An 18,289-nucleotide genomic window follows, 5' to 3' on the forward strand; every position below is an offset into this window, starting at 1 on the left:
TGCCCGCCGCCTGCGTCAGCCCGGTCCGCGCGAGCGCGGCCAGCACCGCGCCGACGATCGCCAGCGCGATCCCCTCGCCGGCCACCCGCGTCGTGCTGAAAATGCCCGTCGCCATCCCCGCGCGCTCCTTCGGCACGACGCTCACCGACAGCCCGTCCATCAGCCCCCACGGCATGCCGGCGCCGACGCCGATCGCGAGCATCGGCGCGATCGCCGCGGGCCCCGCGCCGCCGCGCAACGCGATGCCCAGCCACACGAGCCCGGCCGCCGCGACGAGGAGCCCGAGCCCCGAGATCACGCCGGCCGACAGCCAGCGCGTGAGCGTCGCCGCGACGAACGGCACGACCAGCATCGGCGCGGAGATCGCGAGCATCAGCCAGCCGGCGTCGATCTCGCTGAAGCCGTCGATGCCGATGAAGCGCAGCGGCAGCACGACGAGCAGCACGATGTAGCAGCAGCAGGTCGACACCGGCAGCACCTGCACGCCGACGAAGCGCGCGATGCGAAACAGCGACAGGTCGAGCATCGGCCGCGCGACACGCGTCTCGATCGTCACGAACGCAGCCGCGCCAAGCGCCGCCCCGGCCAGCAGCGCGATCACGAGCGCGCTCGACCCGCCGCGCGCGGGCGCCTCGATCACGCCGAACGTGAACAGCGTCAGCGCGGCCGTGAACGCGGCCGTGCCCGGCCAGTCGAGCCCCGTCGCGTGCGGGTCGCGCGACTCGTGCATGCGCGGCAGGCCGAACACGAGCGACAACACGCCGGCCACCGCGCTCGTCATGAAGATCGCGCGCCAGCCGTAGTGCCCGATCAGGCCGCCGGCGAGCACGGGCCCGAACGCGAGCCCGATGCCGAAGGTCGTGCCGAGCAGGCTGAACGCACGCGTGCGCGCCGCGCCGTCGAACTCCTGCGCGAGCGCGGCGGTACCGCCGGCGAGCGCCGCGGCGGCCGCGAGCCCTTGCGCGGCGCGCAGCAGGTCGACCGCGAGCATCGACGGCGCGAACGCGAGCGCGACCGACATCAGCGTGAAGCCGCCGACGCCGATCGCGAACAGGCGCTTGCGCCCGAACTGGTCGGCGAGCGCGCCCGACGCCATCAGGAAGCTGCCGAACGCGAGCATGAACGCGTTGGTGATCCAGTTCATCGCGACCGGGCTGCCGTGCAGATCGCGGCCGATGGCCGGCGTCGCGACCGCGCCGCCCGAAAACGACAGCGGCAGCGCGACGGCGGCCATGCAGACGGCGGCCAGCACCCATGCGCGCCGGCGCGCCGACTGGGCCGAAACGGCTGATACAGGGTGATCCATCATCGCTCCTCGAAAAGCCGGCGCGGCTGCGCCGTCAGAGCGACAGAAGATAAATCCGATTCAATCCGCGAAAAACTACGCAAAGCTCCGCATATAACGGACTAAAATTCCGTAATTCCCGTGGCGCGAGCGTCGTCTTGCGCCCTTCGATTCGATGGAACAATGGAAAACCTCTCCGGCATCGTCGCGTTCGTCCGCACCGCCGAAGCGTTGAGCTTCGTCGCGGCCGGCCGTGCGCTCGGCATTTCGGCGTCGGCGGTCGGCAAGACGATCGCGAAACTCGAACAGTCGCTCGGCGTGCGCCTGTTCAACCGCACGACGCGACGCGTCACGCTCACCGAGGAAGGACGACACTTCTACGAACGCTGCCAGCGGATCCTCGAGGATTTCCGCGATGCGGAAGCGGCCGTGACGGCGTCCGCGCAGCGCCCGCGCGGCAGGCTGCGCGTGAGCCTGCCGGTGATCGGCTACCGCTTCCTGCTGCCCGTACTGCCGGAATTCCGGCAGCGCTATCCGGACGTCGAGCTCGATCTCGATTTCAACGACCGGATGGTCGACGTCGTCGAGGGCGGGTTCGACGCGGTGATCCGCAGCGGCCCGCTGTCCGATTCGAGCCTGATGTCGCGGCGGCTCGGCCCGTTCGCGTTCGTGCTGTGCGCGACGCCCGCGTATCTCGCGCAGGCCGGCACGCCGCGCACGCCGCGCGACCTCGAGGCGCACGACTGCATACGCTACTGCTTCCCGACCACCGGCAAGCTGCAGGACTGGGCGCTCGCGGCCGACGACGGCACGCCGCTGAAGCTGCGCACCGCGATGACCTGCAACAACATGGAGGCGTTGCGCGGCACCGTGCTCGCGGGGCTCGGCATCGGCTACATGCCCGACTTCCTCGCGCGCGACGCACTCGAACACGGCGCGCTCGTCACCGTGCTCGACGACTACCGGATCGCGCCGGGGCAGTTCTCGATCGTGTGGCCGTCGAGCCGGCAACTGTCGCCGAAGCTGCGCGTGTTCGTCGATTTCCTGTGCGAGCGGCTGTTCAGGTAGTCACGCCGCGCCGATCCGCCCGGCTTCCGCCGGCGGCGGCAGCGCATCGCTGTCGTCCTTCAGCCCCACGCCGGTGAGCCCGAGGCGGCGCGCATGCGTCATCAGGTAATGCAGCTTGTGCGCGGCTGCCGCATGCGGCAGCCCTTCGGGCCGCACGTTCGAGATGCAGTTGCGCAGCGCATCGTGGCAGCCGACTTTCGGCGCCCACGTCAGGTACACGCCGAGGCTGTCCGGTGAACTGAGCCCCGGCCGTTCGCCGATCAGCATCGCGACGACCTTCGCGCGCAGCAGCTCGCCGATCTCGTCGCCGAGCGCGACGCGCGCCTGCTTCGCGACCACCACCGGCCCGACGCGCCAGCCGTCCGCGTCGAGCCGCGGCCGCACGGCCTGCAGCAGCGGCAGCGCCTGCTTCGCGGCCGCGAACGCCGACAGCCCGTCGCCGACCACGAACACGACGTCCGGCGCCTCGTCGAGCGCCGCGCCGTAGCCGGCCAGCAACCCGCGGCTGTCGTCCGACAGCTTGCGGCCGAGATCGGGCCGGCGCAGGTAATGGTCGCGATCCGGCGCGGCGCTCTGCACGCCGAGCGTCGGCAGCAGGCCGGCCGCCTCGATCTCGCGCCGCAGCGCGTCCGCATCGAGCGGCTGGTGCACCGCGTCGCGCGCCTGCGCATGCGACAGGTTGAAGGCCAGCAGCGGCGCGGTCGGCAGGCTGTTGCCCGCGCGGCCGAGCGCGATCCGCGCGTTCGTGAACGACTTCAGCTGCGCCCACGGATTCTTCTCGACGGCGTCGCTCATGCGGACACCCCCATCCAGTCGTTCGCCCCCGCGAGCAGCGGCACGCGTGCCGTCGCCGTGCGCAGCACGCCGTGCGCGTCGGCGATCTCCATCGTCTCCAGCCATTCCTCGAATTCCGGCGCGCGGCGCAGCCCGAGCACCTCGCGCACGTAGAGCTGGTCGTGGAACGACGTGCTCTGGTAGTTCAGCATCACGTCGTCCGCGCCCGGGATCCCCATGATGAAGTTGATGCCGGCCGCTCCGAGCAGCGTCAGCAGCGTGTCCATGTCGTCCTGGTCGGCTTCCGCGTGGTTCGTGTAGCAGATGTCGCAACCCATCGGCACGCCGAGCAGCTTCCCGCAGAAGTGATCCTCGAGCCCCGCGCGGATGATCTGCTTGCCGTCGTACAGGTATTCGGGGCCGATGAAACCGACCACCGTGTTCACGAGGAACGGCTCGAACTTGCGCGCGACCGCATACGCGCGCACTTCGCAGGTCTGCTGGTCGACGCCGAAGTGCGCGTTCGCCGACAGCGCGCTGCCCTGGCCCGTCTCGAAATACATCAGATTATTGCCGACGGTGCCGCGCTTCAGCGACAACGCGGCCTCGCGCGCCTCGCCGAGCAGGGCCAGCGAGATGCCGAAGCTCGCGTTCGCTTTCTCCGTGCCCGCGATCGACTGGAACACGAGATCGACCGGCGCGCCCTTCTCGATCGCCGCGATCGTGTTGGTCACGTGCGTGAGCACGCACGACTGGGTCGGCACGCCGTAGCGTTCGCGGAACGCGTCGATCATCGCGAGCAGCTTGACGATCGCCGCGAGGCTGTCGGTGGCCGGGTTGATGCCGATCATCGCGTCGCCGCAGCCGTACATCAGCCCGTCGAGCATCGACGCGGCGATGCCCTTCACGTCGTCGGTCGGGTGGTTCGGCTGCAGCCGCACCGACATCCGGCCGGCCAGCCCGACCGTGTTGCGAAAGCGCGTGACGACGCGGCGCTTGCGCGCGGCCGCGATCAGGTCCTGGTTGCGCATCAGCTTCGACACGGCCGCAACCATCTCGGGCGTGAGGCCCGGCGCGATCCGTTCGAGCGCCGCGCCGTCGGCCGCGGGCGACAGCAGCCAGTTGCGGAAATCGCCGACGGTGAGGTGCGAGATTTCCGCGAACGCCTGCGCGTCGTGATCGTCGATGATCAGGCGCGTGACCTCGTCGTCTTCGTACGGAATCACCGCCTCGTTCAGGAACGCCTTCAGCGGCACGCCCGCGAGCGCGATCTTCGCGGCCACGCGCTCCTCCTCGCTCGCCGCCGCGACGCCGGCGAGCTGGTCGCCGGAACGCAGCGGGCTCGCCTTCGCGAGCAGCGTCTTCAGGTCCGCGAAGCGGTACGTGCGCGGACCGATCGTCTCCGTATAGGACATCTGCGAGCCTCCTTGCCCATCCTTGCCAAAAGCCGACGGCGCGCCCGTTCGACGGGGCGCGCCGGATGCCGTCAGAAACGGCCTGCCATCTTCACGCTGCTCACTCCTCCAGCAGCGCGTCGCCCGGCGCACTCGCCCGCTGCGAACGCGTCGCGAGGAAGTACGCGTAGCCGACCGCGAGGAAGCCGACGAACACCAGCGCGACCAGCCCGTTGAAATACACCATCGTGCCGAGACAGACGAGCGCGGCCAGGATCGCGAACGCCGGGAAGATCGGGTACATCGGCGCGCGGAACGGCCGCGCCATGTTCGGCTGCGTGCGGCGCAGCTTGAACAGCGACGCCATGCTCACGATATACATCACGATCGCGCCGAATACCGACATCGTCACGATGTTCGCGGTCAGCGTCTGCCCGCCGAACTGGATCAGTTCGTCGCTGTAGATCGCCGCGATGCCGACCACGCCGCCCGCGAGGATCGCGCGATGCGGGGTCTTGAAGCGCGGATGGACCTTGCCGAGCCATTCGGGCAGGTAGCCCTCGCGGGCCAGCGCGAAGATCTGGCGCGAATAACCGAGGATGATCCCGTGGAACGACGCGACGAGCCCGAACAGCCCGAGCCACACGAGCATGTGCATCCAGCCGCTGTTCGCGCCAACGATGTACTTCATCGCCTGCGGCAGCGGATCGTTGATGTTCGCGAGCTTGGTCCAGTCGCCCGCGCCGCCGGCGAATACCATCACGCCGATCGCGAGCGCAACGAGCGTCAGGATCCCGGCGACGTACGCGATCGGAATCGAGCGCTTCGGGTTCTTCGCTTCCTCGGCGGCCATCGCGACGCCTTCGATCGCGAGGAAGAACCAGATCGCGAACGGGATCGCCGCGAACATCCCGTGGAACGCGCCCACGCTGAAATGATCGGCGCCCGACCAGCCGCCCTTCGCGAAGTTGCTCCACGCGAAGCCCGGCGACACGACGCCCATGAACACCAGCAGCTCGAAGATCGCGAGCAGCGTGACGACGAGCTCGAAGGTCGCCGCGATCTGCACGCCGACGATGTTCAGCGCCATGAACACGAGATACGCGCCCATCGCCGCGTGCTTCGGCTCGAGGCCGGGGAACTGCACGTGCAGGTACGCGCCGATCGCGAGCGCGATCGCGGGCGGCGCGAAGACGAACTCGACGAGTGTCGCGGCGCCGGCGAGATAACCGCCGGTCGGGCCGAACGCGCGGCGCGCATAGGCGAACGGGCCGCCGGCATGCGGGATCGACGTCGTCAGCTCGGTGAAACTGAAGATGAAGGTCGTGTACATCGCCGCGACGAACAGTGCGGTGATGACGAAGCCCAGCGTGCCGGCGCTCGCCCAGCCATAGCTCCAGCCGAAGTATTCGCCGGAAATCACGAGGCCGACCGCGATGCCCCACAGTTGCCAGGTCCCGAGCGTCTGCTGCAGCGCGGGCTGGCCGGACTTGGCGCCGGCGGCGGGCCGGCCATTCGACTCTGCTTTCATCGGACATTCTCCTCAAGGGCGCCGGGCCTTGCCGGCCCGCGCGACTGAGAATCGATGCTAGAGAGTCATTAAACGACGTGTTATCGAAATTCGGCAAAGATCGCGGCTGACATTTCGCTGACGGAAACGCCGGCCGCGCGGGTTGCAACGGCGATCCGGCCACACGACGCGGGCCGGATCGCCCGTGCTTACTGGCCGCCGCCGCGCTGGTTGAACCAGCGGTCGAGCAGCTTGCCGGCCGCCTCGCGGCCGCCGAGGCCGAACGACAGCGCCACGGCCACCGCGATCGCGCCGAGCACGAGGCCGAACGCGAGCTGGACGATCTCGTTCGCGATGCCCATCGCGCGCAGCCCCATCGCGAACACGAGGCCGAGGATCGCGAATTGCGCGATGCGCGCGAACAGCACGCTGTGTTCGCGGTCGGCCTGCTCGAGCACGCGGCGCGCGAGGCCCGCGAGCCACACGCCGATCACGAGGATCACGCCGCCCATCAGCACGTGGCCGCCGAATTCGATGAACAGCGTGACGACGTCGCGCACCTGCGAGAAACCGAGCCGGTTCGCGGCTTCGACCGACGCGAACAGCATCGCGAAGAACACGATCAGCCGTGCGACCAGCACCGACGGCTGCAAGATGCCCGAGAACACGCGCTCGACGCCGAGCACCGCCGGCAGCCCGTCGGCGCCTGCGGCTTCGAGCAGCTTCTGCGCGAGCGACGCGACGAAGCGCGCGAAGTAGAACGTGACGACCACGATCACGATCGCCGCGACGATGTCCGGCACCGCGCCGAGGAACTGGTTCAGCATGTTGGTCGCGGGAATCGAGATCGCCTCGATCTTCAGCGCGTCGAGCGCGGAGATCAACGTCGGCACGAACACGAACACGTAGACGATCGTGCCGATCAGGCTCGACACGCGCACGGGCGTCGGGCTGTCGAGGCGCTGCGTGAGGCGATCGGCGCCGGCGGCGACCAGCAGGTTCGTCACGAGGCCGCGCAGCACGCGCGCGACGACCCAGCCGACGAAACCGATCACCGCGGCCGCGAACAGGTTCGGCACGATCGCGAGCAGCTTGTCGACCATCCCCTGCACCGGCGACAGCAGCCCCGACAGCGCGAACGACGCGAGGATCGCCGGCAGGAACATCAGGATCACGAGCCAGAACAGCACATCGCCGAGATAGCCGCTCATCGGCTGCATGCCGGCGCCTTCGGACAGCTTGTCGTCGATCCGGCTGGCCTTCAGCGCGCGGTTCGCGAGGCTGCGCAGCAGCGACGCGATGAGCCACGCGATCAGCGTCAGCGCCGCGCCGCCGATCAGGTTCGGCAGGTAGTTGACGATGTGCGTGACGAGCAGCGAGAACGGATTGGAGACCGCGTACAAGTTGAGCACGTTGAAGATACCCACCGCGGTGACGAGCAGCACGAGCCAGAACAGCCCGCCGGCGATGATGCGCTCGACGCACGCGCCCTGGCCGGTGCTGTCGCTGATCCGCTTGTCGACCTTCAGCGCGCTGAGCAGGCGCAGCGCGCCGGCCCGCACCACCACCGCGATCAGCCAGCCGATCACCAGGATGCCGATCGCGCCGGCGATCTTGGGCAGGTATCCGCCTAGCGTGCTCTGCAGCGACGTGATGAAGCTGGAAGCATCCATTTCTTCTTCTCCCGAAAACGTGGTGTTGCGATTGAACATCGACGAACTACCTGCGTACTTCGAAAAGCGTGCGGCCCTGTCCGAGCAACTTACCCGAGAAAAATGACGCGATCACCCGATTTCACCGTCTTTAACTTTAGTCATTGATTGCGGAGGGGCAAGACCCCATTTCGGCGAAAATAAAAAGGGGCGGATTCAGGACGGCTACGCATTTCCGCAAGATTTGTCCATCGCGCCCGTGCTACCGTGGTTTCCGTTCTCGCCCCGGACCCGTCGATGACAGCCGAAACGAAAACCGACCGCCCCGCGTGGCGCCGCTATGCGGCAAGCGTGGCGCGCGTTCACGAAACCATCCTCGCGCACCTCGATGGCCCGCTCGACCTGAACCGGCTCGCCGAAGTCGCGTGCCTGTCGCCGTATCACTGGCAACGCGTGTACCGCGCGCTGTACGGCGAGTCGATCGTGCTGACGATACGGCGGATGCGCATCGTGCGCGCGTCCGAGGATCTCGTGTGCACCGCGCGGCCGATCGACGAGATCGCGCGGCGCGCGGGCTACGGTTCGGCGCGCGCGTTCGCGCGGGCATTCCGCGACGCCTAGGGCGTGGCGCCCGCGTAGCACCGGCGCACGGGCGTGCACCGGCCGATCTACCCGCTACAGAGAGGAGAGGAAGACATGTTCAAGCAAGAGGTCGAGATCCGGCGCCTGCCGGAACTGCGTGGCTACGCGGTGGCGCATGCCGGCGCTTACCTGAAGGTCGGCGATGCGTTCGGGCGGATCGGCGCGTGGGTCGGACAGCACGGGCTGGTCGGCCCGGGCGCGAAGATGATCGGCATTTTCTACGACGATCCGGACACGACGCCCGAAGCGCAGTTGCGCGCGAAGGCGTGCTTCATGCCGGCCGACGGCGCGCCGGACGTCGAGCCCGCGCCGCCGGTCGAACGCGCGACGGTGGCCGGCGGCGAGTACGCGGTGCTGCTGCATACGGGGCCGTATGCGGACCTGAAGACGGCCTACCAGTGGCTCTACGGCGACTGGCTGCGTCACTCGGGCCGCGAAGCCGCCGACGCGCCGCCGTTCGAGCTGTACCTCAACACGCCGATGGATGCGGCGCCGGCCGACCTGCGCACCGAGATCTACCTGCCGTTGCGCTGATCGACAGGCCGCCGGGCCCGCCGTGAAACGACGCGCGCCGGCCGACGATCATGCGCGCAGGCATGTTAAGTCGCCTGCGTCCCGCACCCGGAACAGAAACGCGCGTCGGCCGCCAGCGCCGTGTGGCAACGGCTGCAGGCCCGGCTGCGTTGGGCCGCGCCGCACTGCGCGCAGAAGCGCGCATCGGCCGCATTCAGCGCGCCGCAGCCCGCGCAGGCGAGCTGGCTCAGCGGCAGGTTGCCGCCCTGGCCGCCCTGGCCGCCGTTGGTCGCATCGGCCGCCTGCCAGCCCCAGCCGTGGCGATCCCGGCCGCGTGCATCGTGGCCGCCGTGCCCGTCACGACGCTGGCCGCCGTGATGCCCGCCGCCGTGGCCACCGCTGCCGTGCCCGCCGCCATGACCACTGCCGTGGCCGCCCAGGATCCGTTTCAGAAAGCTCATCGCCCGCTCCTCAACGCTTGGCCGGTGCGCCGCCGAACGCCCCGGAGGACGACAGCAGCCGCAAGCCGTTGGCCACGACGATCAGGCTCGCGCCCGCGTCGGCAAAGACCGCCATCCACATCGTGCCGAGCCCCGCGACCGTGAGGCCGAGGAACACGACCTTCACGCCGAGCGCGAAGCCGATGTTCTGCACCAGCACGCGGTGCGTCGCACGCGACAGCCGCACGAATGCGGGAATCTTGCGCAGGTCGTCGTCCATCAGCGCGACGTCGGCCGTCTCGATCGCGGTGTCCGTGCCCATCGCGCCCATCGCGAAGCCGATGTCGGCACGCGCGAGCGCCGGCGCATCGTTGATCCCGTCGCCGACCATCCCGACCGCACCCGCGCCGCCGGCCGACAGCGCCTCGACCGCCGCGAGCTTGTCTTCCGGCAACTGGTTGCCGCGCGCGTCGTCGATGCCGGCCTCCTGCGCGATCGCCTGCGCGGTGTGCGGGTTGTCGCCCGTCAGCATCGCGGTGCGGATGCCGAGCGCGTGCAGATCGGCGATCGCTTCGCGGCTCGTGTCCTTGATCGTGTCGGCCACCGCGAAGATGCCGAGCACGCGCACGTCGTCGACCAGCACCACGACGCTCTTGCCCTGGCGCTCCAGCGCGTCGAGCTTCGCTTCGAGGGCCGTCGAGCAACGCTCCAGCTCCTCGACGAGCCGATGGTTGCCGAGCCAGTAGCGCGTGCCGTCGATCGTGCCGCGCACGCCGCGCCCGACAATCGCTTCGAAGTCCTGCACATCGGCGAAGGCCGTCGTGCCGGCATCGCGCGCCGCGGCCGCGATCGCCTGCGACACCGGGTGATCGGAGCGCGCCGCGAGGCTCGCGCCGAGATGCCGCACGCGCGCCGCATCGGCGTCGTCCGCATGCAGGTCGAAGTCGGTCTGCACCGGCTTGCCGTGCGTGATCGTGCCGGTCTTGTCGAGCGCGAGCCACGCGAGCTTGCGCCCTTCTTCCAGGTAGACGCCGCCCTTCACGAGAATCCCGCGCCGCGCGGCCGCCGCGAGCCCCGACACGATCGTCACCGGCGTCGAGATCACCAGCGCGCACGGGCACGCGATCACGAGCAGCACCAGCGCGCGGTAGATCCAGTCCTGCCACGCACCGCCCATGACGATCGGCGGCACCACCGCGACCAGCAATGCAACCGCGAACACGATCGGCGTGTAGACGCGCGCGAACTGGTCGACGAAGCGCTGCGTCGGCGCCTTCGCGCCCTGCGCTTCCTCGACCGCGTGGATGATCCGCGCGAGCGTCGAGTTCGCCGCGACGGCCGTCACGCGGTATTCGAACGAGCCCGATTCGTTGATCGTGCCCGCGTACACGGCGTCGCCGGTCGCCTTTTCGACGGGCAGGCTCTCGCCGGTGATCGGCGCCTGGTTGACCGTCGAGCGGCCCGCGACGACCTCGCCGTCCAGCCCGATCCGCTCGCCCGGTTTCACGCGGACGACCGCGCCGAGCGCAACCTGCGCGGCCTCGATCGTGCGCCACGCGCCGTCGGCCTGCCGCACGGTCGCGGTGTCCGGCGCGAGCTGCATCAGGCCCTGGATCGCATTGCGCGCGCGGTCGAGCGACTTCGCCTCGATCAATTCGGCGATCGTGAACAGCACCATCACCATCGCGGCTTCCGGCCACTGGCCGATCGCCATCGCGCCCGTCACCGCGATGCTCATCAGCGCGTTGATGTTCAGGTTGCCGTTGCGGATCGCGATCCAGCCCTTCTTGTACGTGGTGAGCCCGCACGCGAGCACCGCGGCAAGCGCGAGCGCCGCCGCGAGCCATACCGGCAGCCCGGCCCACGTCGCGCCTTCGGATGCGATCGCGGCGACGCCGGCCAGCGCCAGCGGCCACCACGGCTTCGCGGGCGCGTCGGCGACGCGCGCCGCCGGTGCGCCGGCCGTCGCGGCCTCGGGCGTCATCCCGAGCGTGCGGATCGCGCTTTCGATCGCCGGCTGCGCGCCGGGCACGTGCTCGACGGTCAGCATCCGCTGCATCAGGTTGAATTCGAGCGCCGACACCTCGTCCATCCCGCCGAGCTTCTTGCGGATCAGCGTTTCCTCGGTCGGGCAGTCCATCTGCATGATCCGGAACGCGGAGCGCACATGACCCGACGCGGTCGCCTGCGCGACCGGCAGCGGCGCGAGCGTCAGCGCGGCAGGCGCGCAGCAGTCGCCGGCCGCGTGGTCGTGGTCGTGGTCGTGGTCGTGGTCGTGGTCGTGACCGGCATGGTCATGCGCGGCGTGGTCGTGCGAACACGTCGCGCCGTGCTGATGCGCGTCGTCGTGCGAATGATCGTGATCATGGTCGCGGCCGCGCGAGGCAACCTCGCCGTGCGCGCGCTCGTCGGCCGCCGGCGCCGCATCGGCAACGGTCGCCGTCTGCGTGTCGCGCGGGTCGGCGCAGCATGCATCGGCGCCGTCGGCATGACGGTGTCGCGGGTCGCGGGTACGCTGGGCGTCGGTCATGACAACCTCCTCAATGGCTTTCAATGGCTTGACGGAGTACAGTTAACACCCTGAAGCCACTACAAGGTCAACCCTTACACGGGAGAAAGGCATGAAGATTGGCGAACTGGCCAAAGCGGCCCGCTGCACCCCCGAGACGATCCGTTTCTACGAAAAAGAGGGGCTGATGCCGGATGCGGAGCGCACCGACTCGAACTACCGCAACTACACCGACGTGCACGTCGAACGGCTGCGCTTCATCCGCAACTGCCGCGCGCTCGACATGGCGCACGACGAAATCCGCGCGCTGCTGCGGCTCACCGACACGCCGGCCGACCGCTGCGATTCGATCAATTCGCTGCTCGACGATCACATCGGACACGTCGACGCGCGCCTCGCGGAACTCACGCATCTGCGCGACCAGCTCACCGAATTGCGCCGCCAGTGCGTCGGCGAACATTCGGTCGAGGATTGCGGCATCGTGCATGGTCTCGCGACGATGGAAACCGTCGCGCCGGCCGCGAAGCGATCGCACCTCGGCTGAAACCCTTGTGAAATAAGATAGTCTGGTTGAGAATAGTTATATTCTAACTAGATATAATTTAACTATTCATGTCTACGAGTCGTCCGTCCCCGCTCGCGCTGGCCGTCCTTGCGACGCTCACCGAAACGCCGATGCATCCGTACGGGATGTTGCAGCAACTGAAGGCCCGCGGATACGACGAAGTCGTCAACGTGCGGCAGCGCACGAGCCTCTACCAGACGATCGACCGGCTGCTGCGCGACGGGCTGATCGCCGTGCACGACACCGAGCGCGACGGGGCATTTCCGGAACGCACGCTGTATGCGCTGACCGAAGCCGGGCACACGGCGGGGCAGGCGTGGCTGCATGCGCTGCTCGCGGAGCCCGCGCGCGAATTCCCGGTGTTCGGCGCCGGTCTCGCGTTCCTGCCGCTGCTCGACGCCGACGACGCGCGCCACCAGCTCGAGCTGCGGATCGCGCGGCTCGACGCCGAGCGCGAACGGCTGGAAGGGCTGCGGGCCACCGCGCAGGCCGACCAGGTGCCGCGCCTGTTCCTGCTGCAGAACGAACATGCGCTGGTGTTGCTCAATGCGGAGCTCGACTGGACGCGCAGCGTCGTCGAACACCTGAAGATCGGCGCGCTGCGCTGGGTGGACGGCTGACGTACCTATCTCGCCGGTCGCTTCCCGTCGGTCACGGGAATCGACCGCGTCAAAGCACCTTGCCGGGATTGAGGAGGCCGTGCGGGTCCAGCGCGGCCTTCAGGCGCCGCATCAGCCCGATTTCCGCGTCGCTGCGCGTATGCGCGAGATAAGCGCGCTTGAGCACGCCGATCCCGTGCTCGGCCGATACCGAGCCGCCCATGTCGCGCACCACCGCGTACACGCCGTGATCGAGCGCCTCGAGGTCCGCCGCGGTTATCCCGGCCAGCGATACGCCGATATGCACGTTGCCGTCGCCGACATGACCGAAGAACAGGCACGTGACGTCCGGCCAGCGCGCCCGCAGCGCCGCCTCGCAGCGCCCGGCGAACGTGCCGAGCTCGCCCGTCGGCAAGCTCACGTCGAAATTGACGAGATGCGGCAGCGCATCGATCGCCAGGCCTTCGCGCAACGTCCACAGGTCGCGCGCCTGCCGCTCCGACGTCGCGAGCACCGCGTCGTCCACCAGCCCCGCGTCGAACCCCGCCGCGAGGCCCGATTCCAGCGCCTGGCGCGCATCGCCGCCCGGCGCGCTCGTCGCGCATTCGATCAGCACCGCGAAGCCGCCTTCGCCCGCGAACGGCGCCGTGACGTCCGGCGTGTGACGCGCGACGTAGTCGTAGAACGCCGGCCACATCGCCTCGAAGCTGACGACTTCCGGCAGCGTGCGCACGCGGTTCCACAGCTCGACCACCGCGTCGTAGTCGCGCACGCGGCACAGCGCGGTGGCCGGCGCCGCGAGCAGCGGGTGCAGCCGCAACACCGCGCGCGTGACGACGCCGAGCGTCCCCTCGCTGCCGATGAACAGCTGCTTCAGGTCATAACCCGCGTTGTTCTTCAGCATGCGGTTCATCGACGAGACGATCGTGCCGTCCGCGAGCACGGCTTCGAGCCCGAGCACCTGCTCGCGCATCATCCCGTAGCGGATCGCGCGCGTGCCGCCCGCATTGGTCGCGAGCATGCCGCCGATCTGGCATGAACCCCGCGCGCCGAGATCGACGCCGAACGTGAAGCCCGCCGCTTCCGCGGTTTCCTGCACCGTCTGCAGCAGCGTCCCGGCGCGCACGGTCATCGTGCCGGACGCCGCGTCGATCGCTTCGATACCGGCAAAACGTTCCATCGACAGCACGACCTCGCCGCCGAGCGCGACCGCGCCACGCGCGAGCCCGGTCAGTCCGCCCTGCGGCACGACCGGCAGCCCGAGCCGCGTGCACAGCGCGAGCGTGCGCGACACGTCGTCGACGCTGCGCGGGCGCACCAGCGCGCGCGGCCGCACGCCGGCCGGCTCGTTGTACGCGGTGAAGTAACGCGGATCGATCTCGGCGGAACGCGTAACCAGCGCATCGCCCAGTTCCGCGACGAGCACGGCGTCGGGCGCCTCGCCCGGCTGCGCGCCGCCGCGCGGTTCGCCGCCCGCGGCCGCCGTCTCCCGGTTCTGCATCGTGCGGCCCGCTTACTTGGTCGAAATATCGATATCGCCGAAATACTTCAGGCCGAGCGACTTCACCGTGCCGTCCGCCTTCAGCTTGTCGATCGCCGCGTCGAGCTTCGCCTTCAGTGCGTCGTCGCCCTTGCGCAGGCCGAATGCGATCCCGCTGCCGAGGATCCTGTCGTCGTGCACCGGCTGGCCGACGAACGAGAAGCCCTTGCCGTCCGGGCGCGACAGGAAGCCGCGCTGGCCGGACGGTGCGAGCACGAGCGTCGCGTCGAGGCGGCCCGCCACGAGATCCGCGTACGCCTGGTTCTGATCCTGGTACGCGACGATCGCGACGCCCGCCGGTTCCCAGTGCGCCTTCGCGAAGGTTTCCTGGATCGATGCCTGCAGCACGCCGACGCGCTTGCCCTTCAGCGATTCGGGCGTCGGCAGCAGGCCGCTGCCGGTGCGCGCGATCAGCTGGGTCGGCACGCGATAGATGATCGTCGTGAAGTCGATCGCCTGGCGCCGCTGCTCGGTCGCGTTCATCGCCGAATTGATCGCGTCGAACTTGCGGCCCTTCAGTGCGGGAATCAGCCCGTCGAACGACGTCTCGACCCATTTGCACGACAGCTTCGCCGTCTGGCAGACGGCATTGCCGACGTCGATGTCGAAGCCCTGCAGGTCGCCGTTCGGCGCTTTCGATTCGAACGGCGGGTATTGCGCTTCAAGGCCGAAACGCAGCGTCTGCGCGTCGGCGAGCGCCGCGCCGGAGCCGATTGCGCAAGCAAGTGCGAACGCGAGTTTCAGGGTGGCCGTGTGCTTCATCGTGATCTCCAGTGTCTGGTCGATGCGACGGGCCCGTCGCCGGGTGCCCGTCGCCGGTTTTCCTACAGCGAACGCAGCCGCCGCGCGCCTTCGACCAGCGTCGCGTCGTCCTTCGAAAAACTGAGCCGGATCACGCCGGCATCGGTGCCGTCGGTGTAGAACGCCGACAGCGGAATCGTCGCGACACGCGCGTCGCGGATCAGGCGCAGCACGAAATCGCTATCGCTTTCGTCCGAGAAGTGACGGAAGCGCGCGAGCATGAAGAACGAGCCTTCGCTCGGCAGCAGTTCGAAACGCGAACCGGCCAGCTCGCGCGCGAGCAGGTCGCGCTTGGCCTGGTAGAACGCCGACAGGCCGAGATAGCTGTCCGGCCGCGCGAGGATCTCCGCGAACGCGACCTGCATCGGCGTGTCGGCCGAGAACACCATGAACTGGTGGACCTTGCGGATCTCGTCCATCAGTTCGGCCGGCGCGAGGCAATGGCCGACCCGCCAGCCGGTCACGTGGAACGACTTGCCGAACGACGACACGATCACGCTGCGCTCGGCCAGCTCGCGGTGGCGCGCGACGCTCTGGTGCTGCGCGCCGTCGAACACGACGTGCTCGTAGACCTCGTCGGACAGCACGACGATGCCCGTATCGCGCGTGAGCTGCGCGAGCCGGTCGAGATCGTCGGCCGAGAACACGGTCGCGGTCGGGTTGTGCGGCGTGTTGACGATGATCATCCGCGTGCGCGGCGTGATCGCGGCAGCCACTTCGTCCCAGTTCACGCGGAAATGCTCGGGCGACAGCTTGATCGCGACCGGTGTCGCGCCCTGCAGCCGCACGATCGGCGCATAACTGTCGAACGACGGCTCGAAGTAGATCACCTCGTCGCCCGGATGCACGAGCGCGCTGATCGCCGCGTAGAGCCCCTCGCTCGCGCTCGCGATCACCGTGATCTCGGTCGCCGGGTCGTAGCGCGCGCCGTACAGCGCTTCCGTCTTCTCGGCGAGCCGCTCGCGCAGCGCCATCACGCCGGCCATCGGCGCGTACTGGTTGTGCCCGTCGCGCATCGCGCGCGCGACGCCTTCGACGAGCGCCGGATCGGGCGCGAAATTCGGCGCGCCCTGCGACAGGTTCAACGCGTCGTGTTGGGCAGCCAGTTGGCCGATCACCGTGAAGATCGTCGTCCCGACGTCGGGCAGTTTCGAACGGGGCGCGGTGGCGCTTCGCATGACTCCTCCTTCTGATGTCCTTCGGGCGGGCCCGCGTCACGCGCGGCCCTCCGTCTGCCGCATGATTTAGCCCGAGCCAATATCGGCGGACAATCGAAAGTTCGTCATGGCGTCCATGCATTTTCCTCATGGCTCACCGGGAGAAGCACGCAACGGCAAGGCTGGTGGGCGGGCCCGACATGCGAATCAGGCATTTCCCGTGGCGCTACGCATCCGCCGCCGCCAGGTACGCGAGCAGCACGGCCCGCAGTTCGCGGCGCTGCGCGGCGAAATCGAGCGCGGGCCCGAGCGTCAGCAAGGCCTGCGACAGCCCGCCGTAGCAGATCGTCTGGGCCATCCGCGCGAGCCCGTCGAGCCGCGCGGCCGGCGGCGGATCGGCCGCCTGGGCCAGCGCGTCGCGCCACAGCGCGACATACGCGTCGTAATGCCGGCGGTACGCGGCCAACGGCGAGACCTGCCGCTCCAGCACGAACAGCGCGCCCCACAGCGCCGCATCGGCGGCGATCGCGTCGACCTGCAGGTCGACCAGCGCGGCGGCGAGTTCGGCCCGCGGTGCGCCGCGCAGCCGCTCGGCCGCATCGCGCAACCGGTCGGCCAGCGCCTGCACGCGACGGTGGATGCAGAGCGCCGCAAGGCTCTGCTTGTCGCCGAAATACTCGTAGAAGGTGCCGATGCTCACGCCCGCGATGGCCGCGATCTCGCGGATCGTCGCCTTTGCATAGCCGCGTTCGAGCAAAAGCTGAACGAACGCCTGCTGCAGCGCATCGGAGCTCGCCTGCGCGCGCGACTGGCGCGGCCGGCGGCGCAATGCGGGCGCGGGTTGCGCCGCCGGCTGGCCGGGCGGCGCCGGAACCTGAACATGTCGCGGCGGCATATTTGCTACTCTGAAATCGGCAGGGAATACGTTTTACCGGGCGCCCGAAGCCGTGCCGAAGCGCGCGCCGCGCGGCATGGCGCCGGCTGCCCGCGAAGCATGAGACCGGAGACACACGCGATGACCGAATCGACTCACGCCGTCACGAACCAGGTCGACGAACTGGTCGACTATAACCTCTTCGCGACGGATCTCGCGCTACGCGACGCGCTCGCCCGGGCAGGCGCCGACTGGGCCATGCCGCAGCTCGACGCGTACGGCGCCTGGCTCGGCCGCGCCGACACCGCGCGGCTCGCCGACGAAGCGAACCGCCACGCGCCGGAACTGAACACGTTCGACCGGCGCGGCCGCCGCATCGACCGCGTCGATTTCCACCCGGCCTGGCACGCGCTGCTCGGCCGGTACCGCCACGAAGGCTTCGTGTCGCTCGCGTTCCGCGAGTCGCGCCGCGGCCGCTGGGCCGCGACCGCCGCCGGCTTCTACCTGCACGGCCAGATCGAGGCCGGCACGCTGTGCCCGGCCACGATGACGCAGGCCGCGATTCCCGTGCTGCAGAAGGAACCGGCGCTGTGGGGCCTGCTGCGCGACAAGCTCTATAACGACGATTACGATCCGCGCGACGTGCCGGTCGCCGACAAGCGCTCGATCTGGTTCGGCATGGGCATGACCGAGAAACAGGGCGGCTCCGACGTGCGCGCGAACACGACGCTCGCCACGCCGGTCGGCGCGGGCGGGCGCGGCGCCGAATACCGGTTGCGCGGCCACAAGTGGTTCTTCTCCGCGCCGATGTGCGACGCGCACCTCGTCGTCGCACGCACCGAGGCCGGCAGCCCGTCGTGCTTCTACGTGCCGCGCTGGCGACCGGACGGCACGAAGAACGCGGTCGAGATCCAGCGGCTGAAGAACAAGGTCGGCAACCGCAGCAACGCCAGCAGCGAGATCGAG

At 69.3% G+C, this 18,289-nt stretch carries 15 protein-coding genes and 1 pseudogene; 5 read left to right on the top strand and 11 right to left on the bottom strand.

Annotated elements, in window-relative coordinates; all coding sequences use genetic code 11:
• Positions 1-1,306, bottom strand: a 1,306-nt coding sequence (locus G3N62_RS28305) for an MFS transporter (protein WP_206141362.1), incomplete at its 3' end; no start/stop codon positions are given.
• Between the two features lie 162 nt (positions 1,307-1,468).
• Between G3N62_RS28305 and G3N62_RS28310 the strand changes: the two genes are divergently transcribed.
• On the top strand, positions 1,469-2,353 hold the full coding sequence (locus G3N62_RS28310) for a LysR family transcriptional regulator (protein ID WP_034188147.1): 885 nt from the start codon (positions 1,469-1,471) through the stop codon (positions 2,351-2,353).
• Here G3N62_RS28310 and eutC read toward each other — a convergent pair whose 3' ends face one another.
• The 4 genes from eutC to G3N62_RS28330 all read right to left on the bottom strand — a co-directional run bounded on the left by eutC (position 2,354) and on the right by G3N62_RS28330 (position 7,704).
• Positions 2,354-3,148, bottom strand: a complete 795-nt coding sequence (gene eutC, locus G3N62_RS28315) for an ethanolamine ammonia-lyase subunit EutC (protein ID WP_034188148.1) — start codon at positions 3,146-3,148, stop codon at positions 2,354-2,356.
• On the bottom strand, positions 3,145-4,542 hold the full coding sequence (locus G3N62_RS28320) for an ethanolamine ammonia-lyase subunit EutB (RefSeq protein WP_034188149.1): 1,398 nt from the start codon (positions 4,540-4,542) through the stop codon (positions 3,145-3,147). The genes eutC and G3N62_RS28320 overlap by 4 nt, the downstream gene beginning before the upstream one ends.
• Before the next feature lie 100 nt (positions 4,543-4,642).
• On the bottom strand, positions 4,643-6,052 hold the full coding sequence (eat, locus tag G3N62_RS28325; RefSeq protein ID WP_034188150.1) for an ethanolamine permease: 1,410 nt from the start codon (positions 6,050-6,052) through the stop codon (positions 4,643-4,645).
• A 188-nt stretch (positions 6,053-6,240) separates the two neighbouring features.
• Complete coding sequence (locus tag G3N62_RS28330; protein WP_069705858.1) at positions 6,241-7,704, bottom strand: mechanosensitive ion channel; 1,464 nt, start codon at positions 7,702-7,704, stop codon at positions 6,241-6,243.
• Positions 7,705-7,980: 276 nt separating this feature from the next.
• Here G3N62_RS28330 and G3N62_RS36455 point away from each other — a divergent pair.
• Positions 7,981-8,859: pseudogene (locus G3N62_RS36455) on the top strand (AraC family transcriptional regulator).
• 65 nt (positions 8,860-8,924) lie between these two features.
• Here G3N62_RS36455 and G3N62_RS28345 read toward each other — a convergent pair.
• Positions 8,925-9,299 carry a zinc ribbon domain-containing protein gene (locus G3N62_RS28345; RefSeq protein ID WP_124670646.1) on the bottom strand — a complete coding sequence of 125 codons (375 nt, stop codon included), beginning with the start codon at positions 9,297-9,299 and terminating at the stop codon, positions 8,925-8,927.
• A 10-nt stretch (positions 9,300-9,309) separates the two neighbouring features.
• Positions 9,310-11,808: a heavy metal translocating P-type ATPase gene (locus G3N62_RS28350; RefSeq protein WP_124670647.1), complete on the bottom strand. Its 2,499-nt coding sequence runs from the start codon at positions 11,806-11,808 to the stop codon at positions 9,310-9,312.
• Positions 11,809-11,899: 91 nt separating this feature from the next.
• On the opposite strand from G3N62_RS28350, the gene cadR reads away from it, so the two are divergent.
• On the top strand, positions 11,900-12,331 hold the full coding sequence (cadR, locus tag G3N62_RS28355; RefSeq protein WP_006477300.1) for a Cd(II)/Pb(II)-responsive transcriptional regulator: 432 nt from the start codon (positions 11,900-11,902) through the stop codon (positions 12,329-12,331).
• 68 nt (positions 12,332-12,399) lie between these two features.
• A complete protein-coding gene (locus tag G3N62_RS28360) occupies positions 12,400-12,972 on the top strand; it encodes a PadR family transcriptional regulator (protein ID WP_059559456.1) in 573 nt (190 codons plus the stop codon).
• A 49-nt stretch (positions 12,973-13,021) separates the two neighbouring features.
• Here the strand turns inward: G3N62_RS28360 and G3N62_RS28365 are convergent, their stop codons facing one another.
• The 4 genes from G3N62_RS28365 to G3N62_RS28380 all read right to left on the bottom strand — a co-directional run bounded on the left by G3N62_RS28365 (position 13,022) and on the right by G3N62_RS28380 (position 17,344).
• Positions 13,022-14,452: an FAD-binding oxidoreductase gene (locus G3N62_RS28365; protein WP_124670648.1), complete on the bottom strand. Its 1,431-nt coding sequence runs from the start codon at positions 14,450-14,452 to the stop codon at positions 13,022-13,024.
• A 12-nt stretch (positions 14,453-14,464) separates the two neighbouring features.
• Positions 14,465-15,253, bottom strand: a complete 789-nt coding sequence (locus G3N62_RS28370) for an ABC transporter substrate-binding protein (RefSeq protein WP_059559462.1) — start codon at positions 15,251-15,253, stop codon at positions 14,465-14,467.
• Positions 15,254-15,315: 62 nt separating this feature from the next.
• Positions 15,316-16,470: a pyridoxal phosphate-dependent aminotransferase gene (locus G3N62_RS28375; RefSeq protein ID WP_059559464.1), complete on the bottom strand. Its 1,155-nt coding sequence runs from the start codon at positions 16,468-16,470 to the stop codon at positions 15,316-15,318.
• Between the two features lie 205 nt (positions 16,471-16,675).
• Complete coding sequence (locus G3N62_RS28380) at positions 16,676-17,344, bottom strand: TetR/AcrR family transcriptional regulator (RefSeq protein WP_124670649.1); 669 nt, start codon at positions 17,342-17,344, stop codon at positions 16,676-16,678.
• Between the two features lie 120 nt (positions 17,345-17,464).
• Between G3N62_RS28380 and G3N62_RS28385 the strand changes: the two genes are divergently transcribed.
• Positions 17,465-18,289: acyl-CoA dehydrogenase family protein (locus G3N62_RS28385; RefSeq protein ID WP_206141363.1), on the top strand; the 825-nt coding region annotated here is incomplete at its 3' end.

Origin of the sequence: Burkholderia sp. Tr-20355 (assembly GCF_017104685.1) — a bacterium.
Lineage (GTDB): Bacteria > Pseudomonadota > Gammaproteobacteria > Burkholderiales > Burkholderiaceae > Burkholderia > Burkholderia seminalis.